Annotated in this window: 19 protein-coding genes; 8 read left to right on the top strand and 11 right to left on the bottom strand. The window is 62.9% G+C overall.

What is annotated here, in order from left to right; genetic code table 11:
• Positions 1-74: 74 nt before the first annotated feature.
• The 8 genes from WBR68_RS05220 to WBR68_RS05185 all read right to left on the bottom strand — a co-directional run bounded on the left by WBR68_RS05220 (position 75) and on the right by WBR68_RS05185 (position 8,609).
• Positions 75-593: an RDD family protein gene (locus WBR68_RS05220; protein ID WP_050447687.1), complete on the bottom strand. Its 519-nt coding sequence runs from the start codon at positions 591-593 to the stop codon at positions 75-77.
• A 116-nt stretch (positions 594-709) separates the two neighbouring features.
• Positions 710-898, bottom strand: a complete 189-nt coding sequence (locus tag WBR68_RS05215; RefSeq protein WP_035212795.1) for a hypothetical protein — start codon at positions 896-898, stop codon at positions 710-712.
• 256 nt (positions 899-1,154) lie between these two features.
• Complete coding sequence (locus tag WBR68_RS05210; protein WP_230693687.1) at positions 1,155-2,531, bottom strand: THUMP domain-containing class I SAM-dependent RNA methyltransferase; 1,377 nt, start codon at positions 2,529-2,531, stop codon at positions 1,155-1,157.
• Positions 2,532-3,042: 511 nt separating this feature from the next.
• Positions 3,043-3,471: a CopD family protein gene (locus tag WBR68_RS05205; RefSeq protein ID WP_172616216.1), complete on the bottom strand. Its 429-nt coding sequence runs from the start codon at positions 3,469-3,471 to the stop codon at positions 3,043-3,045.
• 262 nt (positions 3,472-3,733) lie between these two features.
• A complete protein-coding gene (locus WBR68_RS05200; protein ID WP_230693650.1) occupies positions 3,734-5,182 on the bottom strand; it encodes a bifunctional 2-methylcitrate dehydratase/aconitate hydratase in 1,449 nt (482 codons plus the stop codon).
• Between the two features lie 77 nt (positions 5,183-5,259).
• Positions 5,260-6,453, bottom strand: coding sequence for a bifunctional 2-methylcitrate synthase/citrate synthase (prpC, locus tag WBR68_RS05195; RefSeq protein WP_230693649.1), 1,194 nt, complete (start codon positions 6,451-6,453; stop codon positions 5,260-5,262).
• Between the two features lie 97 nt (positions 6,454-6,550).
• Complete coding sequence (gene prpB, locus WBR68_RS05190) at positions 6,551-7,441, bottom strand: methylisocitrate lyase (protein ID WP_050449838.1); 891 nt, start codon at positions 7,439-7,441, stop codon at positions 6,551-6,553.
• A gap of 178 nt (positions 7,442-7,619) precedes the next feature.
• Positions 7,620-8,609, bottom strand: coding sequence for a malate dehydrogenase (locus WBR68_RS05185; protein WP_006218122.1), 990 nt, complete (start codon positions 8,607-8,609; stop codon positions 7,620-7,622).
• A 347-nt stretch (positions 8,610-8,956) separates the two neighbouring features.
• Here WBR68_RS05185 and WBR68_RS05180 point away from each other — a divergent pair, with 347 nt between their 5' ends.
• The 8 genes from WBR68_RS05180 to WBR68_RS05145 all read left to right on the top strand — a co-directional run bounded on the left by WBR68_RS05180 (position 8,957) and on the right by WBR68_RS05145 (position 16,038).
• Entirely contained in the window at positions 8,957-9,736 is a 780-nt protein-coding gene (locus WBR68_RS05180; protein ID WP_050449837.1) for a GntR family transcriptional regulator, read from the top strand.
• Positions 9,737-9,857: 121 nt separating this feature from the next.
• A complete protein-coding gene (sdhC, locus tag WBR68_RS05175) occupies positions 9,858-10,274 on the top strand; it encodes a succinate dehydrogenase, cytochrome b556 subunit (protein ID WP_050449836.1) in 417 nt (138 codons plus the stop codon).
• On the top strand, positions 10,275-10,658 hold the full coding sequence (gene sdhD / locus WBR68_RS05170) for a succinate dehydrogenase, hydrophobic membrane anchor protein (RefSeq protein ID WP_050449834.1): 384 nt from the start codon (positions 10,275-10,277) through the stop codon (positions 10,656-10,658).
• Positions 10,659-10,661: 3 nt separating this feature from the next.
• Positions 10,662-12,440, top strand: coding sequence for a succinate dehydrogenase flavoprotein subunit (gene sdhA, locus WBR68_RS05165; RefSeq protein WP_127183770.1), 1,779 nt, complete (start codon positions 10,662-10,664; stop codon positions 12,438-12,440).
• A gap of 18 nt (positions 12,441-12,458) precedes the next feature.
• Positions 12,459-13,175 carry a succinate dehydrogenase iron-sulfur subunit gene (locus WBR68_RS05160; RefSeq protein WP_006218127.1) on the top strand — a complete coding sequence of 239 codons (717 nt, stop codon included), beginning with the start codon at positions 12,459-12,461 and terminating at the stop codon, positions 13,173-13,175.
• Between the two features lie 37 nt (positions 13,176-13,212).
• Positions 13,213-13,473, top strand: a complete 261-nt coding sequence (locus WBR68_RS05155; protein WP_006218128.1) for a succinate dehydrogenase assembly factor 2 — start codon at positions 13,213-13,215, stop codon at positions 13,471-13,473.
• Between the two features lie 20 nt (positions 13,474-13,493).
• On the top strand, positions 13,494-14,804 hold the full coding sequence (gene gltA, locus WBR68_RS05150; RefSeq protein WP_050449832.1) for a citrate synthase: 1,311 nt from the start codon (positions 13,494-13,496) through the stop codon (positions 14,802-14,804).
• Between the two features lie 100 nt (positions 14,805-14,904).
• Positions 14,905-16,038, top strand: coding sequence for a hypothetical protein (locus WBR68_RS05145; RefSeq protein ID WP_230693648.1), 1,134 nt, complete (start codon positions 14,905-14,907; stop codon positions 16,036-16,038).
• Here the strand turns inward: WBR68_RS05145 and WBR68_RS05140 are convergent.
• The 3 genes from WBR68_RS05140 to mdeB all read right to left on the bottom strand — a co-directional run bounded on the left by WBR68_RS05140 (position 16,028) and on the right by mdeB (position 22,105).
• On the bottom strand, positions 16,028-16,480 hold the full coding sequence (locus WBR68_RS05140; RefSeq protein WP_050449831.1) for a DUF2214 family protein: 453 nt from the start codon (positions 16,478-16,480) through the stop codon (positions 16,028-16,030). The two genes, WBR68_RS05145 and WBR68_RS05140, sit on opposite strands and share 11 nt — an antisense overlap.
• Positions 16,481-16,631: 151 nt before the next feature.
• Positions 16,632-18,929 (bottom strand): NADP-dependent malic enzyme, encoded by a 2,298-nt coding sequence (locus WBR68_RS05135; RefSeq protein ID WP_050449830.1) that lies wholly within the window; start codon positions 18,927-18,929, stop codon positions 16,632-16,634.
• Between the two features lie 488 nt (positions 18,930-19,417).
• Positions 19,418-22,105: an alpha-ketoglutarate dehydrogenase gene (gene mdeB / locus WBR68_RS05130; RefSeq protein WP_230693647.1), complete on the bottom strand. Its 2,688-nt coding sequence runs from the start codon at positions 22,103-22,105 to the stop codon at positions 19,418-19,420.
• Positions 22,106-22,145: the final 40 nt, after the last annotated feature.

The following is a 22,145-nucleotide window of genomic DNA, read 5'->3' as shown; positions in this document are numbered from 1 at the left end:
AGACCAGCCCGCCATGACCGGCGTGTGAAACCTTCGTGACGGTGTTGTGACGGTCGTGCTGTCACGGGTGCCGCTTATCGGCTTTTTTGGCGTGCAGGTGCGTTGCGCAGCCGTGTACCCAGAAGCCGGTCGTGCAGGAATTGGCCGTCCGGGTCGAACCAGGACCAGATAAAGATCGTGAAGGGCGCGGCAACGATGAACATGTCCACCGAGGCCCAGCCGGTCAGGCTGGCGGCGCCCCACACCACGGCGGCACCGGCCAGCACCAGCGGCCAGACCAAGACGTAGCGCAGGATCAGGCGGGGCGTCTTTGGGGTGTTGCCGTCTCGGTCGACCAGTCGGATGTTCCAGGTTTTCATGGGCAGCGTCTGCCCACGGCGGCGCCAGCACAGCACGAAGTAGGCGCCGATGGCAACGAACAACCACGCTTGGCGGGCCCCGCGCAACTCCAGCGCGTTCTTGCTTTGGGTCAACGTGTCCAGCAGGTAGCCGGCCAGAAAGACGACGCCGAACAACAGCACGGCTTCATACATCATGCAGGCGAATCGGCGCAGCCGATTGGGAGTCTGGTCGAGGTAAGCGTCGGTCGTCATGGGTCGCCATTATCCGACAAAAAAAAACCCGCCGGTAAGGGCGGGTCTATAAAAGGGGCTATGCAGCCCCCAAGGGGAAAATCGTTTGGGCCGCGAACTCAGGCCCAGGTGAAGCTTCAGGCGGCGGAGTGCGCGTTCTTGGCGCTCGTCTTGCCAGCCAGGGCTTTCACGCCGTGAGCCAGCTTACGCAGGCCTGCGGCCAACGCCCGCATCGGGTGCGGACGGAATTGTTCTTCAATTGCCTGGAGCATCAGTTGGCGCTCGAGTTCGTCGGTCAGGCGGATGGTGTTGTTCGGGTTGATCACAATAGCCTCCACGGGCTTGCTCAGTTGTTTAGCTACTAGGGATAACCCGAATTATAGGGGTTAACCCTGGCCCTGTGCAAGTGGCAGATGCAAGCTGGTGCAATGTGGCAACACCTTGGTGCTGATAATGCCCCAAATTCGAGCGTCGGGGCACCAGTGCAAAGATACGGGCGCTATGTTGCGGCGCTTTTACAACGTGACGCCACGGCGGAAAGAGGGGATTTGCCCGGACGAGAACCGTCCGGGCCAAGTGCGTTCAGGCGTCGCGGTAGCCGGCGGCAACCAGCTCGAAGCCGAAGAGGCGGCAGTCCAGCGCGCCGTTGTGCAAGGGCACGCGGCGCTTGGGTTTCAAGCGCATCTGGTTCGGCAAAGTCATGTCGCTGGTGATGACGTGTAACTGCCAGCCCGCGAAATTGCGTTTCAGGCAGGTGGCCCAATCGCGCCACAAGTCGGCGTCCGGCTCGGTCAGCATGCGCTCGCCATAGGGCGGGTTGGTGACGATCCAGCCGTGGTCGGCGGGCGCCGTTATCTGGCGGGCGTCGCCGACTTCAAAACGGATCGAATCGGCCGTCAGCCAGGCGCGCTCGGCGTTGTTCTGAGCGAATTCAATGGCTTGCGGATCCAGGTCGTAGCCCACCAGCGGCGCGTCCAACTGCGGCAGGATGCGCGAACGGGCGTCGTCCTTCAGGTCGCGCCAGCGGTAGGCGTCGTGGTCGCGCAGCCGTTCAAAGCCAAACGGGCGCGAAATGCCAGGGGGCACGCCAAGCGCAATCCAGGCCGCTTCGATCAGGATGGTGCCCGACCCGCAGAACGGGTCCAGCAACGGCGCGGCGGGGTCCCAGCCGGCCAGGGCCAGCATGCCGGCCGCCAGGTTTTCGCGCAAGGGCGCTTCGCCCTTGTCCAGACGCCAGCCGCGCTTGAACAGCGATTCGCCCGACGTGTCCAGGTACAGCGTGGCCGTATGGCCCGTCAGGAACAGGTGGACGCGGGCATCCGGGCGCACCGTGTCGATGCTGGGGCGTTCGCCTTCCAGTTCGCGCAGTCGGTCGCAAATGCCATCCTTGGCACGCAGGTTGCAGTACTGCAGGCTCTGCACCGGGCTCTTGATGGCTGAGGTGTCTACGCGCAGCGTTTGTTCGGCGCCGAACCAGCGTTCCCAGGGGGTGTCGCGGGCCAGGTCCAGAATGTCGTCTTCGTGCGAGATTTCCGCATGGGCGACCTGCACCAGAATGCGGGTGGCCAGGCGCGAATACAAGTTGGCGCGCTGCACGCCCGACCAGTCGGCCGTGAACGAGCAACCCGCGCGGCCGGCCTGGGCGTCTTCGTAGCCCAGTGCCTGCATTTCGGCCGTCAGGGCCTCTTCCAGGCCTTGCGGGCAGGGGGCGAACACCGTGAACACTTCCGCCTGGCGAGTGTCGCGCGGGCGGCGGCTGCGGGTTTCAACGCGGGGGGCGCGATCGCGATAGTCGTCGTGGGGGTCGTCTTGGTAATCGCTGCGCGCTTCGGTGAATTCCGGTTCCGGGGTGTGCTCGGGCGGCTCAGCGTGGAAGTCGGGCGCAGGGCTGTCGTCTTCGAACGGGTCGTAGAAGCGGCCCGCCGGTGTAGCCGGCGCAATGTACTGGTCATCGCGCAGGCGCGGGGCGCGCTGCGGCGGACGGCCGGAACGCGCCTCGGGGGCGGTGCGGCGCGAGTCGTCGGAACGCCCACGGGCGGGCTGTCCGCGATCGAACCGGCCGCGTTCGGAATTGCCACGATCAGAGCTGCCACGTTCGGAGCCACCCCGTGCAGAGGCACCGCGTTCGGATGTGCCCCGTTCCGCCGAGCCTCGGCCGGCAGCGCCACGACCTTCGCCACGGCTGGGTTGCCCGCGCTCGTACTGCCCGCGCGCGCCAGCGCCCGGTTTGCGGCGCGCCTCTTCTTCCTGGCGGCGTTGATAGCCTTCAGGATCTTTTTGGCGTTCTACGTTTTCCTTGGTGCGCGAGATCTGCGCAACCAGTCGGGCGCGGGCACCGGTGCGGGTGCGCTTGGGCGCTTCTTCGGCATGGGCGTCGCGCGCCGTTTTTTTGATCGTCAGCGTCTTGCGCGGGCGGTCCTTGTCATCAGAGGACATACGAATCCTGGCGAATGTGCAAAGGTAGGGGGAATCAGAAGGGTTTGACGACGACCAGCGCCACCACCACCAAGAGCAGCAAGACGGGAACTTCGTTGAACCAGCGATAGAACTTGTGCGAACGGGTGTTTTTGCCCTGTTCGAACTTACGCAGCATCAAGCCACAGGCGTGATGGTAGCCGATGACGAGCAAGACGAAAAAGAGTTTGGCATGCATCCAGCCGTTGCCCGGACCCACGCCGATGCGGTAGCCCAGGTACAGCCACATGCCGAACACAACGGCGACCACGGCCAGAATGGTGGTAAAGCGGTACAGCCGGCGCGCCATGCCCAGTAACGTGGCCTGGACGGAAGCGTCCGATTGCTGCGCCAGGTTCACGAAAATGCGCGGCAGATAGAACAATCCGGCAAACCAGGAAGCGATAAAGACAATGTGAAAGGTCTTGACCCAAAGCATGCCCATGGCACCATCCCGTCGAGGAAAGCCGCATTGTAAAGCCGCCGCTGCTCGTAGGATGGGTGCAGCGCGATACGCCAACCCCAAGAACGCTGACATCAATCGCGCGAAACCCATCAAGCAGCGCTGAACAACAAGACTGCCCCCGCAAGAACCCGACAAGGCGGCCCCCGCAAAAATCCCCTACGGATTCCAGCGCCCCTTCCGCATGGGTTGCGCGCGTGCGGCACTTGCGCCATTGCAAGCGTTCACGCGCGCTACACCCATCCTACGTGTACAGGTCCACGTATTCGTGGACTGGCATGGATTCCAGCGCTTTTTGATCCAGCGACACCTCAAGGATGCGGCGTTGCTGCTTGGCGGAGAGCATGCGGGCCAGATTGGTGCGGAACTTGGCTTCCAGCAATGGGATGCCGTCCGCGCGGCGGCGCTTGTGGCCGATGGGATATTCGCAGACGATTTCATCCAGCTTCGAACCGTCCTTGAATTCCACTGTCAGCGCGTTGGCGATCGAGCGCTTGTTCGGGTCGTGGTAGTCCCGCGTATAGGCCGGGTCTTCCACGCAGACGATCTTGTCGCGCAGGATGTCGATACGCGGGTCGCGCGCGACGTCGTCTTCGTAGTCGGCGGCGGTCAAGCGGCCGAACAGCACGGGCACCGCCACCATGTACTGGATGCAGTGGTCGCGGTCGGCGGGGTTGTTCAGTGGGCCCTTCTTGTCGATGATGCGGATGCACGCTTCATGGGTGCGGATCGTGATGGCCTTGATGTCGTCCGCGCTTTTGCCCAACGCGTTGAGTTTTGCGTGGATGTCCATGGCGCATTCCACCGCCGTCTGCGAATGGAATTCCGCCGGGAACGAAATCTTGAACAGCACGTTCTCCATCACGTAGCTGCCATACGGTCGCTGAAACTTGAACGGCTGACCCTTGAACAGCACGTCGTAAAAGCCCCAGGTCTTGGCGCTTAGTACCGAGGGGTAACCCATTTCACCGGTTTTCGCGATCAACGCCAGGCGCACGGCGCGGCTGGTGGCGTCGCCAGCGGCCCAGCTCTTGCGGCTGCCGGTGTTGGGCGCGTGGCGATAGGTGCGCAGGCTTTGGCCGTCGACCCAGGCCAGCGACACGGCATTGATGACTTCATCGCGGTCCAGCCCCAGCATCTGCGCCACCACGGCGGTGGATGCCACCTTGACCAGCACTACGTGATCCAGGCCTACCTTGTTGAAGGAATTTTCCAGCGCGATGCAGCCCTGGATTTCATGCGCCTTGATCATGCCGGTCAGCACGTCGCGCATGGTCAAGGGCGGTTTGCCGGCGGCGACGGCCGTGCGCGACAGCCAATCCGCCGTGGCCAGAATGCCGCCCAGATTATCGGAGGGGTGACCCCATTCGGCGGCCAGCCAGGTGTCGTTGAAATCCAGCCAGCGGATCATCGTGCCGATGTTGAACGCGGCCTGCACGGGGTCAAGCTGGAACGGCGTGCCTGGCACCTTGGCGCCGTTGGGCACCACGGTACCTGGCACGATCGGCCCCAGCAGCTTCTTGCACGCCGGGTATTCCAGCGCTTCCAGGCCGCAACCCAGCGTGTCGATCAGGCAGTTGCGTGCGGTCTCGTACGCCAGGCTGCTCGTGATCTCGTAGTTGAGAACGTAGTCCGCGATATCGACCAGGACCTGATCGGGATCGGGACGTACGTTTGAGATTGGGGCGGACATTGCGAACCCTCCTTAGCGAAGAAGTGAATACAGGTGGCCATGCCGCGCCTTGTTCTCGTTCTGGTTGCGGGGCCGCCTTACTTGCGTTTTTCCAGCGGCACGAACTTCTGATCTTCCGGGCCGACGTAGTTGGCGGTGGGGCGGATGATCTTGTTGTCGATGCGCTGTTCGATGATGTGGGCCGACCAGCCTGCCGTGCGCGCGATGACGAACAGCGGGGTAAACATGGCGGTGGGCACGCCCATCATGTGGTAGCTGACGGCCGAGAACCAGTCCAGGTTGGGGAACATCTTCTTGATGTCCCACATGACCGTTTCCAGGCGTTCGGCGATGTCGAACATCTTGGTGCTGCCGGCCTTCTTCGACAGCTTCTTGGCCACTTCCTTGATGACCTTGTTGCGCGGGTCGGACACGGTGTAGACGGGGTGGCCAAAGCCGATGATGACTTCCTTGGCCTCGACGCGGCGGCGGATGTCGGCTTCGGCTTCGTCCGGCGTGTCATAGCGCTTTTGCACGTCGAACGCCACTTCGTTGGCGCCGCCGTGCTTGGGGCCGCGCAGCGCGCCGATGGCGCCGGCAATCGACGAGAACATGTCCGAACCCGTGCCGGCGATGACGCGCGCGGTGAAGGTCGATGCGTTGAACTCGTGTTCGGCGTACAGGTTCAAGGAGATGTGCATCGCCTTGACCCATTCGTCGCTGGGCTTTTCGCCGTGCAGCAGGTGCAGGAAGTGGCCGCCGATGCTGTCGTCGTCGGTTTGCACGTCGATCATGTGGCCGTTGTGGCTGTAGTGGTACCAGTACAGCAGGGCCGAGCCCAGGTTGGCCATCAGGCGGTCGGCGATGTCGCGCGCGCCCGGGGTGTTGTGGTCGTCTTTTTCAGGCAGCACGCAGCCCAGCACCGACACGGCGGTGCGCATCACGTCCATCGGGTGGCTGGACGCCGGCAGCGCTTCCAGCGCCACTTGCAACTGGGCGGGCAGGCCGCGCAGGCTCTTCAGCTTTTGCTTGTAGGCAGCCAGTTCGGCCTTGTTGGGCAGCTTGCCGTGGACCAGCAGGTGGGCAATTTCCTCGAACTCGCTGGTGTGGGCGATGTCCAGGATGTCGTAGCCACGGTAGTGCAGGTCGTTGCCGCTGCGGCCGACGGTGCACAGCGCGGTGTTGCCCGCGACCACGCCCGACAGGGCAACGGACTTCTTGGGTTTAAAACCGGCTTTTTCTTCCGGCTTGGCGTCCGGCTTGGCTTCTTGCTTTTTGGGAGCCGTGCTCATGTCTCTACTCCTTCACTTTCGCTGTGGTCGATGCAATGGGTGACTAGCAGGGCGTCGCGCGGGTGTCGCGGCGCCGGATACCGAAGGTGCCGCGGGATTACGCTTTGCCCTTCTGGAAGAGCGCATCCAGTTTGGATTCAAATTCGTGATAGCCGATGCGGTCGTACAGCTCGTCGCGCGTCTGCATCAGGTCCACCACGTTTTTCTGATGGCCGTCGCGGCGGATGGCGGTGTAGACGGCTTCGGCGGCCTTGTTCATGGCGCGGAAGGCCGACAGCGGGTACAGCACCATGCCCACGCCCACGCTCTTGAGCTCTTCAACGCTGAATAGCGGCGTCTTGCCGAATTCGGTGATGTTGGCCAGCACCGGCACTTTCACGGCTTTGACGAAACGGTCATAAGTGGGCAGGTCGTAGGCGGCTTCGGCGAAGATGGCGTCGGCGCCGGCTTCCACGCAGGCCAGCGCGCGTTCAATCGCGGCGTCCACGCCGTGGGACGCAATGGCGTCCGTGCGGGCGATCAGGTAGAAGTCGCTGTCGGTGCGCGCGTCGGCCGCGGCCTTGACGCGATCGGCCATTTCTTCGGTGGTGACGATTTCCTTGCCCGGACGGTGGCCGCAGCGCTTGGCGCCGACCTGATCTTCGATGTGGCAGGCGGCCGCGCCGAACTTGATCAGGCTCTTGACGGTGCGGGCGATGTTGAACGCCGACGGGCCGAAGCCGGTGTCGATGTCCACCACCAGCGGCACGTCGCACACATCGGTGATGCGGCGCACGTCGGTCAGCACGTCGTCCATGGTGTTGATGCCCAGATCGGGCAGGCCCAGCGAACCGGCCGCGACACCGCCGCCCGACAGGTAGATGGCGCGGTAGCCGGCGCGCTTGGCCAGCAGCGCGTGGTTGGCATTGATGGCGCCGATGATCTGCAGCGGGCTTTCTTCGGCAAGAGCGCGGCGGAAGAGGGCGCCGGGCGATTCGGGTCTGGACATGGATGTCTCCGTTCTTATGGCTAGCCCACGACCTTATCGCGGGTCCGGAATATAAATCTGTCCCCTACGCGACAATCCCGGCGCGGCCGGGCCAAGAGACAGGTGTATGTTTCGGCATGATGGCAGTACAGAAGAATTGGGCCCGCATCAACGGGCCCAATCCTGATTCAAGCGCTGCTTACTTCAGCAGGTCCTTGACGCCGTCGCGCTCTTCCAGCAGCTCTTTCAGCGTGAAGTCCAGGCGCTCGCGCGAGAAGGCGTCGATTTCCAGGCCTTCGACACGCTTGTATTCGCCGTTTTCGGTCGTGACCGGCACGCCGTAGATGATGCCTTCCGGAATGCCATACGAGCCATCCGACGGAACACCCATCGTGACCCACTTGCCGTTGCTGCCCAGGACCCAGTCACGGACGTGGTCGATGGCGGCGTTGGCGGCCGAAGCGGCCGACGACAGGCCACGGGCTTCGATGATGGCGGCGCCGCGCTTGCCCACGGTGGGGATGAACGTGTCGCGGTTCCAGGCGTCATCGTTGATGAGCTTGGTGAGCGATTCGCCGCCGACGGTGGCGAAGCGGAAATCCGGGTACATCGTGGGCGAGTGGTTGCCCCAGACGATCAGGTTTTCGATGTCGGCAACCGGCTTGCCCGACTTGGCCGACAACTGCGACAGGGCGCGGTTGTGGTCCAGGCGCAGCATGGCGGTGAAGTTCTTGGCCGGCAGGTCCGGCGCCGACTTCATGGCGATGTAGGCGTTGGTGTTGGCGGGGTTGCCCACGACCAGCACCTTGACGTTGCGGCTGGCCACGTCGTTCAGGGCCTTGCCTTGCGCCGTGAAGATCTGGGCGTTGACGGACAGCAGGTCCTTGCGTTCCATGCCGGGGCCGCGCGGACGGGCGCCAACCAGCAGGGCCACGTCGGCGTCCTTGAAGGCGGTGCGCGGGTCGCTGTGAGCCGTCACTTCCTGCAGCAGCGGGAAGGCGCAGTCATCCAATTCCATGATGACGCCCTTCAGGGCCTTTTGCGCTTTCTCGTCGGGGATTTCCAGCAATTGCAGGATGACGGGTTGATCTTTACCCAGCATTTCGCCGGAGGCGATGCGGAATAGCAGTGCGTAACCGATTTGGCCGGCGGCGCCGGTGACGGCGACACGCAAGGCAGGCTTGGACATGGACGTTCTCCGTAATGGTTTGGCGAGAAAAAATCTCACCAATCAGTGTAATCGTTGGGGCATCAAAAACAGCGCGCGGAAGCAGGCCGGCGCGGGGCCCTGACAGCCGTGAATCCTAGAACGATTTCCAGGGGGCGTCAAACGCTCTTCTATCTTATATAAGACATAAGACGTTGGACAGCGTCTGGCGCGATATGCCACAATAGAGCGTTTATTCGAATGCGTTGCAGCCCGGTCTGTTGTGCCTCCTGACAGCGCATTTTGGATGTGGGTTCGCATGCTGTTTGCGTCCTTGTTTGCGCTGCCCTCCCATCATCCGGATGAACATGACACTTTCAAGAAGATCCATGGCAGAGCCTCGGCCCGAAACCTCCTTACGCACACGCGCCGCCCGTTCAACGGGCGAGGGGGCCGCTTTCAGTCCGCTCTATCGCCAGATCAAGGATCTGCTCGTTCAAAGTCTTGAGCGCGGCGAATGGAAGCCCGGTGAACTCATCCCCAGCGAAATCGATCTGGCTGCCCGTTTTCAGGTCAGCCAGGGTACGGTGCGCAAGGCGGTCGATGAGTTGGCCGCCGAGCACATGCTGCTGCGCCGCCAAGGCAAGGGCACCTTTGTCGCCACCCACCACGAAGCCCGTGTGCGCTACCGTTTCCTGCGCCTGGCCGCCGATGAAGAAGGCGAGGCCGGCCGCGCCGAAAGCCGCATCCTGGAATGCCGGCGCTTGCGCGCGCCCGCCGAGATCGCGCGCGCCCTGGATCTTCGGGCCGGCGAAACCGTCGTGATGATCCGCCGCCTGCTGTCCATGGGACAGACACCCACCGTGGTGGACGACATCTGGCTGCCCGGTTCCATTTTCCGTGGACTCACCCTCGAGCTGCTGACCGCCAACAAGGCGCCGCTCTATGGTCTGTTTGAATCCGAATTCGGCGTGAGCATGGTGCGCGCGGACGAGAAGCTGCGCGCGGTGATCGCGCCGGCCGAAGTCTGTCCGCTGCTTAATGTTCCCGCCGGCACGCCGTTGTTGCAGGTAGATCGGGTGTCTTACACCTATGGTGACCGCCCCATGGAAATCCGCCGGGGTTTGTACTTGACCGATCGATACCACTACCGCAATAGTCTGAATTGATGAGCTTTTTAACTACGATTTGATACCAACCCAATCTCTGGGCGAAAATAGCGTGTTTGCCCGAAAGGGCCACGGCACTTTCGCCGTCACGATTCCCTAGTTCCGAAACACCGAGGCCGTCATGTCCGACACCGCTGCCAAGCCACGTCCGCAGTTTCGCAATATTGGGCTTGCCCAAGTTGCGTTCTCCTATCGCCTGCCCCTGGCCGGCAAGCTGTCCATCCTGCACCGCATCAGCGGCATTTTGCTGTTCCTCTGTTTGCCCTTGGTCATCGTGCCGCTGTTCGCAGCAAGCGTGGCCGCACCGCAATCGTTTGCCTGGATCGCTTCCATCGCGGCCAACCCGATCGTCAAGCTTGTCTTCCTGGTCCTCGTCTGGGGCTACCTGCATCACTTCTGTGCCGGCATCCGCTACCTGCTGCTTGACCTGCACATCGGTATCGACAAGCTGTCGGCCAAGAAAAGCGCCGGCGTGGTCTTCGGTGTCAGCCTGGCGCTGACGCTGGTGTTCGCCCTCAAACTGTTCGGAGTGCTGTAAATGGCCGCCGCTAAAAACTACGGACCCAAGCGCCTGGTCGTCGGCGCGCACTATGGCGTCATGGATTTCATCATTCAGCGCATCACCGCCGTCATCATGGCCGTGTATACGCTGGTGCTGCTCGTTGGCATCCTGATGATGCCTGCCTTCACGTATGAACACTGGGTCAAGCTGTTCAATTTCTACGTGGTCTTCATTCCGGTTGGCCAGATTTTGGCCTCCCTTGCATTCATTGCGTTGGCCTGGCATGCCTGGATTGGCGTGCGCGACATCTGGATGGATTACGTCAAGCCGGTGGGCCTGCGCCTGCTGTTGCAAGTGCTGACGATCCTCTGGCTGATCGGTTCGGTCATTTACTTCGCGCAAATCCTCTGGAGCATTTAAGCCGTGGTCTCTGTCATGAAATCCTTGCCGCGCCGCCAGTTTGATGTGGTGGTCGTTGGCGCCGGTGGAGCCGGCATGCGTTGTTCGCTGCAACTGTCCCAAGCGGGCCTGTCCGTTGCAGTGCTGTCCAAAGTGTTCCCCACGCGTTCGCACACCGTTGCCGCACAGGGCGGTGTAAGCGCCTCCTTGGGCAACATGAGCGAAGACAACTGGTACTGGCACATGTACGACACCGTCAAGGGGTCGGATTGGCTGGGCGACCAGGACGCCATTGAATTCATGTGCCGTGAAGCGCCGAACGCCGTGTACGAGCTTGAGCACTTCGGCATGCCGTTTGACCGCAACCCCGACGGCACGATCTACCAGCGTCCGTTCGGCGGCCACACCGCCAACTTCGGTGAAAAGCCGGTGCAGCGCGCCTGTGCCGCCGCCGACCGCACCGGCCACGCGCTGTTGCACACCCTCTACCAGCGCAACGTTGCCGCGCGCACCCAGTTCTTCGTCGAATGGATGGCGCTGGACCTGCTGCGCAACGAAGCCGGCGACGTTGTCGGCGTGACCGCCCTGGAAATGGAAACGGGCGAAATCTACATCCTGGAAGCCAAGACCACGGTGCTGGCCACCGGCGGCGCTGGCCGGATCTGGGCCGCTTCCACCAACGCCTTCATCAACACCGGTGACGGCCTGGGCATGGCGGCGCGTGCCGGCATCCCGTTGCAAGACATGGAATTCTGGCAGTTCCACCCCACCGGCGTGGCCGGCGCGGGCGTGCTGATCACCGAAGGCGTGCGTGGCGAAGGCGGCATCCTCTTGAACAAGGATGGCGAACGCTTCATGGAGCGCTATGCGCCCACGCTGAAGGACCTGGCCCCGCGTGACTTCGTGTCCCGCTCGATGGACCAGGAAATCAAGGAAGGCCGTGGTTGCGGTCCGGACGGCAGCTACGTTGTGCTGAAGCTGGATCACCTGGGCGCCGACGTCATCAACAAGCGTCTGCCCTCGATCCGCGAAATCGCCATCAAGTTCGGCAACGTCGACCCGATCAAGGAACCGATCCCCGTCGTCCCGACCATTCACTACCAGATGGGCGGCATTCCGGCCAACTACCACGGCCAGGTGCTGTCGCGCGAAAACGGCGAGAACAAGGTCGTCAACGGCCTGTACGCCATCGGCGAATGCGCCGCGGTGTCCGTGCACGGCGCCAACCGCCTGGGCACGAACTCGCTGCTGGACCTGATCGTGTTCGGTCGCGCCACCGGCAACCACATCGTGAATTCGCATCCTGAGCGCCAGCGCGCGCACCAGGACCTGCCGAAGGAAGCCGTGGACTTCTCGCTGGACCGCGTGAACAAGCTGGAAACGCGTACGTCGGGCGAAAAGACGCAAGACATCGGCAACGCCATCCGCTTCTCGATGCAGCGCCACTGCGGCGTGTTCCGCACGCTGGAACTGTTGAACGAAGGCGTGACCCAGATCGAAGACCTGGCCAAGCAAGCCGACAATATCTGCTTCAAGGACAAGTCCAAGGTGTTCAACACCGCGCGCGTCGAAGCGCTGGAACTGGCCAACATGACCGAAGTGGCCCGCGCCACGATCAAGTCGGCCGCTGCCCGTACGGAAAGCCGTGGCGCGCACGCGCTGGACGACCACCCGACGCGCGACGACGAGAACTGGCTGAAGCACACGCTGTGGTACTCCGAAGGCAGCCGCCTGGATTACAAGCCTGTGCAGATGAAGCCGCTCACCGTTGAGTCCTTCCCGCCCAAGGCGCGTACCTTCTAAGTCCGGATAGAGCCCATTATGAGCACCAAGAGAATCGTCAAGTTCGAAATCTACCGCTACGATCCGGACAAGGACGAGCGCCCCTACATGCAGAAGCTGGACGTTGAACTCCAGCCCACCGACAAGATGCTGCTTGATGCGCTGGTGCGCATCAAGAACGACGTCGATGACAGCCTGGCCCTGCGCCGTTCGTGCCGTGAAGGCGTGTGCGGTTCGGACGCCATGAACATCAACGGCAAGAACGGTTTGGCCTGCACGACAAACCTGCGCGAATTGAAGGAACCCATCGTTCTGCGTCCGCTGCCGGGCCTGCCCGTCATCCGCGACCTGATCGTGGACATGACGCACTTCTTCAACCAGTACCACTCGATTCGTCCGTACCTCATCAACGACGCGCCGCCGCCCGAAAAAGAGCGCCTGCAGTCGCCCGAGGCCCGCGAAGAATTGGACGGCCTGTACGAGTGCATCCTGTGCGCATGCTGTTCCACTTCCTGCCCGTCTTTCTGGTGGAACCCGGACAAGTTCGTCGGCCCGGCCGGCCTGCTGCAAGCCTATCGCTTCATCGCCGACAGCCGCGACGAAGCCACCGGCGAGCGTCTGGACAACCTGGAAGATCCGTACCGCTTGTTCCGTTGCCACACCATCATGAACTGCGTCGACGTCTGTCCCAAGGGGCTGAACCCGACCAAGGCAATCGGCAAGATCAAGGAACTGATGGTTCGCCGCACGGTCTAGTTTCTAGTGTGAAGACTTTTGTTTTTATGGTGTAACGATGAGCAGGCTAACTGAACTGGAGCGGGCGCGTCTGCGTTGGCGGGCGCGCCGCGGCCTGCTCGAAAACGACTTGATCATCACTCGGTATCTGGACGCCTACGAGGCCGAACTTACCGATGATGATGTGGCCGCATTGACCCAGCTGTTCGAGATGGGAGACAACGATCTTCTTGACCTGCTGCTGGCCCGCAAGGAACTCGAAGGCGACCTGGACACCCCCAGGCTTCGGGGCATTATTGGCCAGATGCGCGCACTCTGATTAATGTGAGAGGAATAAACATGAACCTGTCTGACAAAAAAGCCACTCTATCCTTCTCGGATGGCAGCGCACCCATTGAGTTCCCTGTCTACAAGGGCACGGTCGGTCCGGATGTGATCGACATCCGCAAGCTGTATGGCCAGACGGGCATGTTTACGTTTGACCCCGGCTTCATGTCCACCGCGGCTTGCGAATCGGGCATCACGTACATCGACGGCGACAAGGGCGAACTGCTGTACCGCGGCTTCCCCATCGAGCAATTGGCCGTCAACTGCGACTTCATGGACATCTGCTACCTGATCCTGAACGGCGATCTGCCGAACCAGGAACAGAAGGCTGACTTCGACTCGCAAGTGACCCATCACACGATGGTCAACGAGCAACTGCACTTCTTCCTGCGTGGCTTCCGCCGCGACGCCCACCCGATGGCCGTGCTGACGGGTCTGGTTGGCGCGCTGTCCGCGTTCTACCACGACTCCACCGACATCACGAACCCGCAGCATCGCCACATCTCGGCCATCCGCCTGATCGCCAAGATGCCGACGCTGGTTGCGATGGCGTACAAGTACTCGCAAGGCCAACCGTTCATCTATCCGCAGAACGACCTGTCCTACACGGGCAACTTCCTGCGCATGATGTTCGCCACGCCGTGCGAAGACTACAAGGTCAACGAAGTCGTTGAACGCGCGCTGGACCGCATCTTCATCCTGCACGCCGACCACGAGCAAAACGCGTCGACGTCCACCGTGCGTCTGTGCGGTTCGTCGGGCACCAACCCGTTCGCCGCCATCTCGGCCGGCGTGGCTTGCCTGTGGGGCCCGGCTCACGGCGGCGCCAACGAAGCTTGCCTGCAGATGCTGGAAGAGCTGCAAGCCAACGGCGGCATCGACAAGGTCGGTGAGTTCATGGAGAAGGTCAAGGACAAGAACTCGGGCGTGCGCCTGATGGGCTTTGGCCACCGCGTCTACAAGAACTACGACCCGCGCGCCAAGCTGATGCAGGAAACCTGCAAGGAAGTGCTCTCGGCCCTGGGCCTGGAAAACGACCCGCTGTTCAAGCTGGCCATGGAACTGGAACGCATCGCCCTGTCGGATCCGTACTTCGTCCAGCGCAAGCTGTACCCGAACGTGGACTTCTACTCGGGTATCGTCCAGCGCGCCATCGGCATCCCGACCTCGCTGTTCACGGCCATCTTCGCGCTGGCTCGCACGGTGGGCTGGATTGCCCAGTGGAACGAAATGCTGTCGGATCCCGACTACAAGATCGGCCGTCCGCGCCAGCTGTTCACGGGTTCGGTCACCCGCGACGTGCCACCGATGGACAAGCGTTAATCCGCTTTTCCTTTCGGCAAGTGAATGACAAGAAACCGCCTTCGGGCGGTTTTTTGTTGCCTGCGCAAAGGGGCCATGAGGCGGCGGATATGCGGATATCATGCTGGCCATGATTCCTTTCTCGCTTCCACCAGCCCATTTCTACCTGCTGCTTTGGTTTGGCTTGCTTGCCGGCGTCGTGTTGGGCGTGTGGGTCTTGGTGCTGGCCGTCAGCGCCGGCCATCGCCGCACGGTCCGCAAATATTGGAAGACCTCGACCGTGGTGTTCGTGGTGCTGGCGGTGCCCTTTGCCTTCTTCGCGTGGGTGCACTTCATGGTCCAGCAAATCGAGCGCGAGATCGAGCGGGCCGAGGCGGCGCGCAACGTGACGCTGGAACAAGCAACCACCGTGGGTGGCGTGGCCATGCCCGCCGGCACGCGGCTGAAGTTGCAAGACGAAGGGCAGATGGACACCTACGTTGAGGCCGAGTTTCCGGCGCCCACCTCTGTCTTCGGCGTTCAGGCGACGCGGATTCGCCGCTATCTGGACACCGAATACGAAAAGGACACGTACGCGCTGATTCAGCGATATCCGCGTAGCGTCATCCTGACAGGCCAGGGCGACCAAGCGGTGCTGGGATGGCGTTGCGACAGCACGCATGACATCGAGTTTGATACCGAGCCCGATGGCGCGATGAAGGCCTTGAGCCAGTGCCGGCTGGGTAGTGGCAATCAAATTGACGGCATGATGATCCACTCGGGCTCAGTGCTGTACGGCTCAAATGGCACGGTGTACGTAGACGGTTCGACCGACCCGGACCGATGGCGCATCGAGGTCAAGGACCCCGACGCGGTGCGGGTGTTCGGACTCATGTTGAGCGAACCCTGGATCTATCTTGATGGAGACCGCCGCTTGCTGCGCGTCAGCGACGCGGAGCTTGCCTGCCGCGTGCATCTGGGCAACTTTGACTACGCCGAGGGCACGCGGGTCAAGTCTATCCGGCGCGTGATCGATGGGCAGCGCGAACCCTTTCCTGGCGTGCTGGTGTTCAGCCCCAGTGTGGGGCAAGTGGCCAAACGTGAAGGCTATGCCGATGTGCCCGAAGGCATGTCGGTCATGCAGGCACTGGATGGAACGTTTATCGGCATTGTGAATAACGACGAGGTCGGCGTTTTTGAATTCTCGACCTTCGTCGTGGACGGCAACGCGCCGGCGGCGCCCGCACGGGCGCGTTGCCCCTCCCTTACACGCTGACGTGGCGCGCCATCAGCACCGCGAACAGCGGCAGGAAAATGAACAGGTGCGATTCGATCATCACCCAGCGGCGCACGCGCTTGATCTCGGGTAACGCGGGCACGAAGTCCGCTTGCTGGCGCGCCTGTTTTGCCCAGCGGAAGATGGCCAGCGTGGGCGGGATCGAACAGAGCGCGATGATGACGAACAGTGTGATCTTTGCGTGGAACCACGGGCTGCTCATGTAAAACGCCGCGCCTTTGACGCCTTGCGTCAGGCGCAGCAGCCCGGTGATCAGCACCAGCACGGCGCTGACGCCATACAGGCGGTCGTAGATCACCAAGCGCTTCACGCCGTTGGCGCTCAGATCGGGGCGTAGCAATACGGCTTCGGCGGTCAGCACGACCACCATGACAAAAATCGCCAGGTAGTGGAACCAGGCGTATAGCGCATCGGCCAGCATGTCGTCTCCAGGAAAAAGGTCAAGCATGGTTTTACCACCGGCCCATGGCGTGGCGTCGATCAAGTGGCATGAAAATACGGCGTGGGCCGCGGAAACACGCCATGAAAAAGGCGCCCCGAAGGGCGCCTTTGGCGTCAAGACCCGCGTGTGATCAACGGCGCTTTTTGGCGGCGTCGGCGGCTTCCTGCTGCGCATCCACCACGGCCAGGGCCGTCATGTTGACGATGCGGCGCACGGTGGCGCTGGTCGTCAGGATGTGCACGGGGCGCGCGGCGCCCAGCAGAATGGGACCCATCGCGACGCCATTGCTGCCCGTCATCTTCAGCATGTTGTACGTAATGTTGCCGGTGTCCAGGTTCGGCATGACCAGCAGGTTGGCGCGACCCTTGAGCGTGCTGTCCGGGTAGGCCAGCACACGGATCTTTTCCGACAAGGCGGCGTCGGCGTGCATTTCGCCGTCCACTTCCAGGTCAGGCGCGCGTTCCTGCACCAGCTTGCTGGCGGCGGCCATCTTCTTGGACGATTCCGTGACGCGGCTGCCGAAGTTCGAATGCGACAGCAGGGCAATCTTGGGCACCACGCCAAAGCGCAGCATTTCGTCGGCGGCCTGGATGGTGATGTTGGCCACTTCTTCCGACGTCGGGTTTTCATTGACGTGGGTGTCGGTGACGAACAGCGTCTGGTCAGGCAGCATCAGCACGTTCAGGGCGGCGTAGGTCTGGCCTTCCTTCTTGCCGATGATTTCGTCAACGTACTTGAGCTGGTTGTCGTACTTGCTGGCCACGCCGCACAGCAGCGCGTCGGCGTCGCCGCGACGCAGCAGCATCGCGCCGATCAGCGTGTTGTGCTTGCGGATCATCGCCTTGGCGATGGCCGGCGTCACGCCTTCGCGGCCCTTCAACTGGTAGTACGCGGTCCAGGTTTCGTTGAAGCGCTCGTCGTCTTCCGGGTCGACGATTTCGAAATGCTCGCCAGCCACCAGGCGCAGGCCGGCCTTGTTGATGCGCATTTCGATGACCGACGGGCGGCCGATCAGGATCGGACGGGCCAGCTTTTCGTCAACCACGGTCTGCACGGCGCGCAGCACGCGTTCGTCTTCGCCATCGGCGTAGATGACGCGCTTGGGCGCCTTCTTGGCCTGGGCGAACAGCGGACGCATCAGTTGGCCCGAGTGGTACACAAAGCCCATCAGCTTCTGGCGATAGGCTTCGATGTCTTCGATGGGGCGGGCGGCCACGCCGGAGTCGGCGGCGGCTTGGGCCACGGCGGGCGCAATCTGGAAGATCAGGCGCGGGTCGAAGGGCTTGGGAATGATGTAGTCGGGGCCGAACGACAGTTCCTGGCCGGCATAGGCGCGGGCCACTTCATCGTTTTGTTCAGCTTGCGCCAGTTCGGCGATGGCCTTCACGCAAGCCAGCTTCATTTCTTCCGTGATGCGCGAGGCGCCGGCATCCATGGCGCCGCGGAAGATGAAGGGGAAGCACAGTACGTTGTTGACCTGGTTCGGGTAGTCCGAACGGCCGGTGGCGATGATGCAATCGGGGCGGGCGGCCTTGGCCACTTCGGGGCGGATTTCCGGCTCGGGGTTGGCCAGCGCCAGGATCAGCGGACGGTCGGCCATGGTCTTGACCATGTCGCCCGTCAGCACGCCAGAGGTCGAGCAGCCCAGGAACACGTCGGCGCCATTGACCACGTCGGCCAGCGTGCGCGCGTCGGTCTTTTGCGCGTAGCGCTTCTTGTTGGCTTCCATGTTTTCATCGCGGCCGTCCCAGATGACGCCGCGCGAATCCACAACAAAGATGTTCTCGCGCTTGACGCCCAGGTGCACCAGCAGGTCCAGGCAGGCGATGGCGGCAGCGCCGGCGCCCGAGCAAGCCAGCTTGACCGAGCCGATGTCCTTGTTCACGACCTTCAGGCCGTTCAGGATGGCGGCCGACGAAATGATGGCGGTGCCGTGCTGGTCGTCATGGAAGACGGGAATCTTCATGCGCTCGCGCAGCTTCTTTTCAATGTAGAAGCACTCGGGCGCCTTGATGTCTTCGAGGTTGACGCCGCCCAGCGTGGGCTCCAGCGCCGCGATGATGTCGACCAGCTTGTCGGGGTCGTTTTCGGCCAGTTCGATGTCGAACACATCGATGCCGGCAAACTTCTTGAACAGGCAGCCCTTGCCTTCCATGACCGGCTTGGCGGCCAGCGGACCGATGTTGCCCAGGCCCAGGACGGCGGTGCCGTTGGTGATCACGCCCACCAGGTTGCCGCGCGAGGTGTACTTGGACGCGGCGTCATCGCCCTGGTCGAAGATGGCCATGCAAGCTGCCGCCACGCCAGGAGAGTAGGCCAGGGACAAGTCGTCCTGGTTGGCCAGGGTCTTGGTCGGAACGACCGAGATTTTGCCGGGGGTGGGGTAGGCGTGGTAATCCAACGCCAATTTGGTAAGAGTTTCGTCCATGGGATCGGGGCCTCTGAGGCACTAACTGAGAAAGAAAACGGAATGAAAAACGAATGACAAGCGGCGGGCTCGCGGCCCGCCGGTTTCTTTGCGAAATGCTTAGGGAACACCCGTATTTCACCAGAAAGCGCGGACACTTGGTTGTTGCAGTGCAGCGATCAGGCGTGTTTGATCAAGAACGGGTCGGATTATGTTTAGGTGGCGACGGGTTCCCCGTCGGTCAGATGATCGGCGCCCGGGGGATGGGCGTTCGGTTCCCATCGGTCGGGTGATCGGCGCCCATCGAATCGTAGGATGGGTGTAGCGCGCGATGGCCGGCACAAGAACACGGTGCGGACCGCGCGAAACCCATCAGGCAGCGGCTGAACAACAGACGCAATAGGCAAGAAAGCTGTGGCTGCTCTGTTCAAGAATTCCACCGGTGCTTGATGGGTTTCGCGCGATTGATGGTGGGGTTCTTGTCTTGGCCATCCCGCGCTACACCCATCCTACGAATTCCAGGGTGGGGTTTTGCGGGTGCGGGTGTTCAGCTTGTCGCGCAGCTTGTCGGCGTCTGCTTGCCGGCCCAGGCTGTCCAGCGCGTAGAGCGTGATCCAGTCGGCGCTGACTTCGAAGAAGTCGCGCAGTTGCGCGCGGGTGTCGCTGCGACCAAAGCCGTCGGTGCCCAAGGTGCGATACGGGGCCGGCACCCAGGCGCGGATCTGTTCGGGCACGGCGCGCACGTAATCAGTGGCGGCGATGACCGGCGCATTGCTGTCGCCCAGGCAGGTGCGGACCCAGTCCGCGTCGCTGGCCGTGTCCAGGCCCAGCACCCGCGCACGTTCGGCTTCGCGGCCGTCGCGGGCCAGTTCGGAAAAGCTGGTGACGCTCCAGACCTCGGCGTCCACGCCGTACTGCTCGTGCAACCGCTCGGCCGCCATTTCCGCCTCGCGCAGCATGGGGCCCGCGCCCAGCAAGCGCACTTCCGCTTGCTTGCGCGCGGCGCGCAGGCGGTACATGCCGCGCAGGATGCCTGTGCTGATGCCTTCGTCGGCGGGCATGTCGGGCTGCGCCAGGTTTTCGTTGGTGACGGTCAGGTAGAAGAATTCGTCGCGCTGCTCGTCCAGCATGCGGCGCATGCCGTGTTCGACGATCACGGCAACCTCGTAGGCGTAGGCGGGGTCGTAAGCGCGGCAGCTTGGCACGGCGGCCGCCATGATGTGGCTGGACCCGTCCTGGTGTTGCAGCCCCTCGCCGCCCAGCGTCGTGCGCCCGGAGGTGGCGCCGATCAAGAAGCCACGGGTGCGCTGGTCGGCGGCGGCCCAGATCAGGTCGCCGATGCGCTGAAAGCCGAACATCGAGTAATAGATATAGAACGGCAGCATCGGCAGGCCGTTGACCGAGTAGCTGGTGCCAGCGGCCGTCCACGACGAAATCGCCCCGGCTTCGGTGATGCCTTCCTCCAGGATCTGGCCGTCGTGCGCTTCGCGGTAATACAGCACCGAGCCGATGTCTTCGGGTTCGTACAACTGGCCTTGCGCGGAATAGATACCGATCTGCCGAAACAAGTTGGCCATGCCAAAGGTGCGGGCTTCGTCGGCCACGATGGGCACGATGCGCGGCCCCACGGCGCCGTCCTTGAGCAGCGCGGTAAGCATCCGCACGATGGCCATGGTCGACGACATTTCCTTGCCGTTGGCGGCCAGCGCAAAGCGCGCCCAGTGTTCGAGAGGCGGCGGCGTCAGGCGCGGCGCTTCGGTACGGCGGCGGGGGATGTGGCCGCCCAGCGCGTTGCGGCGCGCCTGCAGATGACGCAGTTCGGCGCTGTCTTCGGCGGGGCGGTAGAACTTCAGCGCCAGGCAGTCCGCGTCCGAGATCGGCAGGGCAAAGCGATCACGAAAGGCCAGCAAGGCCTCGTCGTCCAGCTTCTTCTGCTGGTGCGTCGTCATCTTGCCCTGGCCCGCCGCGCCCATGCCGAAGCCCTTCTTGGTCTGGGCCAGGATCACGGTGGGCTGGCCGCGGTGATTGGCCGCGCGGTGATAAGCGGCATGGATCTTCACCATGTCGTGGCCGCCGCGGTGCAGGCGGTCGATGGCCTCATCGGTCCAGTCCGCCACCAACGCGGCCAGTTCGGGGTGTTGATTGAAAAAATGCGCGCGATTGAATGCGCCGTCGTTGGCGGCAAAAGTCTGGAATTGGCCGTCCACCGTATTCGAGAAAGCGCGGGCCAGCGCGCCGTTGGTGTCGCGGGCAAGCAGGGCGTCCCAGTCGCTGCCCCACACCAGTTTGATCACGTTCCAGCCGGCGCCCGCGTACAGCGTTTCCAGTTCGTCGATGATGCGGCCGTTGCCGCGCACCGGGCCATCCAGCCGTTGCAGGTTGCAGTTGACGACGAACACCAGGTTGTCGAGCTTCTCGCGCGCGGCAAGTGTCAAGGCGGCGATGGATTCCGGCTCGTCCATTTCACCGTCGCCAAAAATGCCCCAGACCTTGCGGTCGCTGGCGGGGGTGAGCGACCGGTGCTCCAGGTAGCGCATGAAGCGCGCCTGATAAATCGCGTTGATGGGGCCGATGCCCATGGACCCGGTTGGAAATTGCCAGAAATCAGGCATCAACCAGGGGTGGGGGTAGGACGACAGCCCGCGCAGGCCGCGCGCGGTGGCGGTGATCTCCTGGCGGAAATGCGCCAGGTCGTCTTCGCCCAGAAAGCCTTCAAGAAAGGCGCGGGCGTAGACCCCGGGCGCGGAGTGCGGCTGCATGTAGACCAGGTCACCCAGGTCTTCGGCCGATTGCGCGCGGAAGAAGTGGTTGAAGCCCACTTCAAACAGGTCGGCGGCGGATGCATAGCTGGCGATGTGGCCGCCCAGCTCGCCATGCGCCTGATTGGCGCGCACCACCATGGCCAAGGCGTTCCAGCGGTTGATGCCGGCGATGCGTTCTTCCACCGCCAGGTTGCCCGGAAACGGCGGCTCTTGGCTGGCGGGAATGGTGTTCAGGTAGGCGGTGCGGGTCTGGCTGTTGGCGCGCAGCCCCAGAGACGCGGCGTGCCCCAGCAGGCTGTCCAGCACATAGCCCGCGCGCCCGGCGCCATCGGCGTGAAGCAGCGATTGCAAGGCGTCGCGCCATTCGGCGGTTTCCGTGGGATCGGCGTCAGACCCGGTGTGATGGCCGAGGGCGGGGTGGCTCGCGTCGCGCATGGGTGTTGTCTCCTGTTATCGCTCAATGCTAGACCTGTGT

This window comes from Achromobacter sp. JD-1 (genome assembly GCF_038594925.1).
Taxonomy (GTDB): Bacteria; Pseudomonadota; Gammaproteobacteria; order Burkholderiales; family Burkholderiaceae_B; genus Achromobacter; species Achromobacter spanius_C.
The sequence above is the reverse complement of the archived record's forward strand: the minus strand, read 5'-3'. Positions and strand labels throughout refer to the sequence as shown.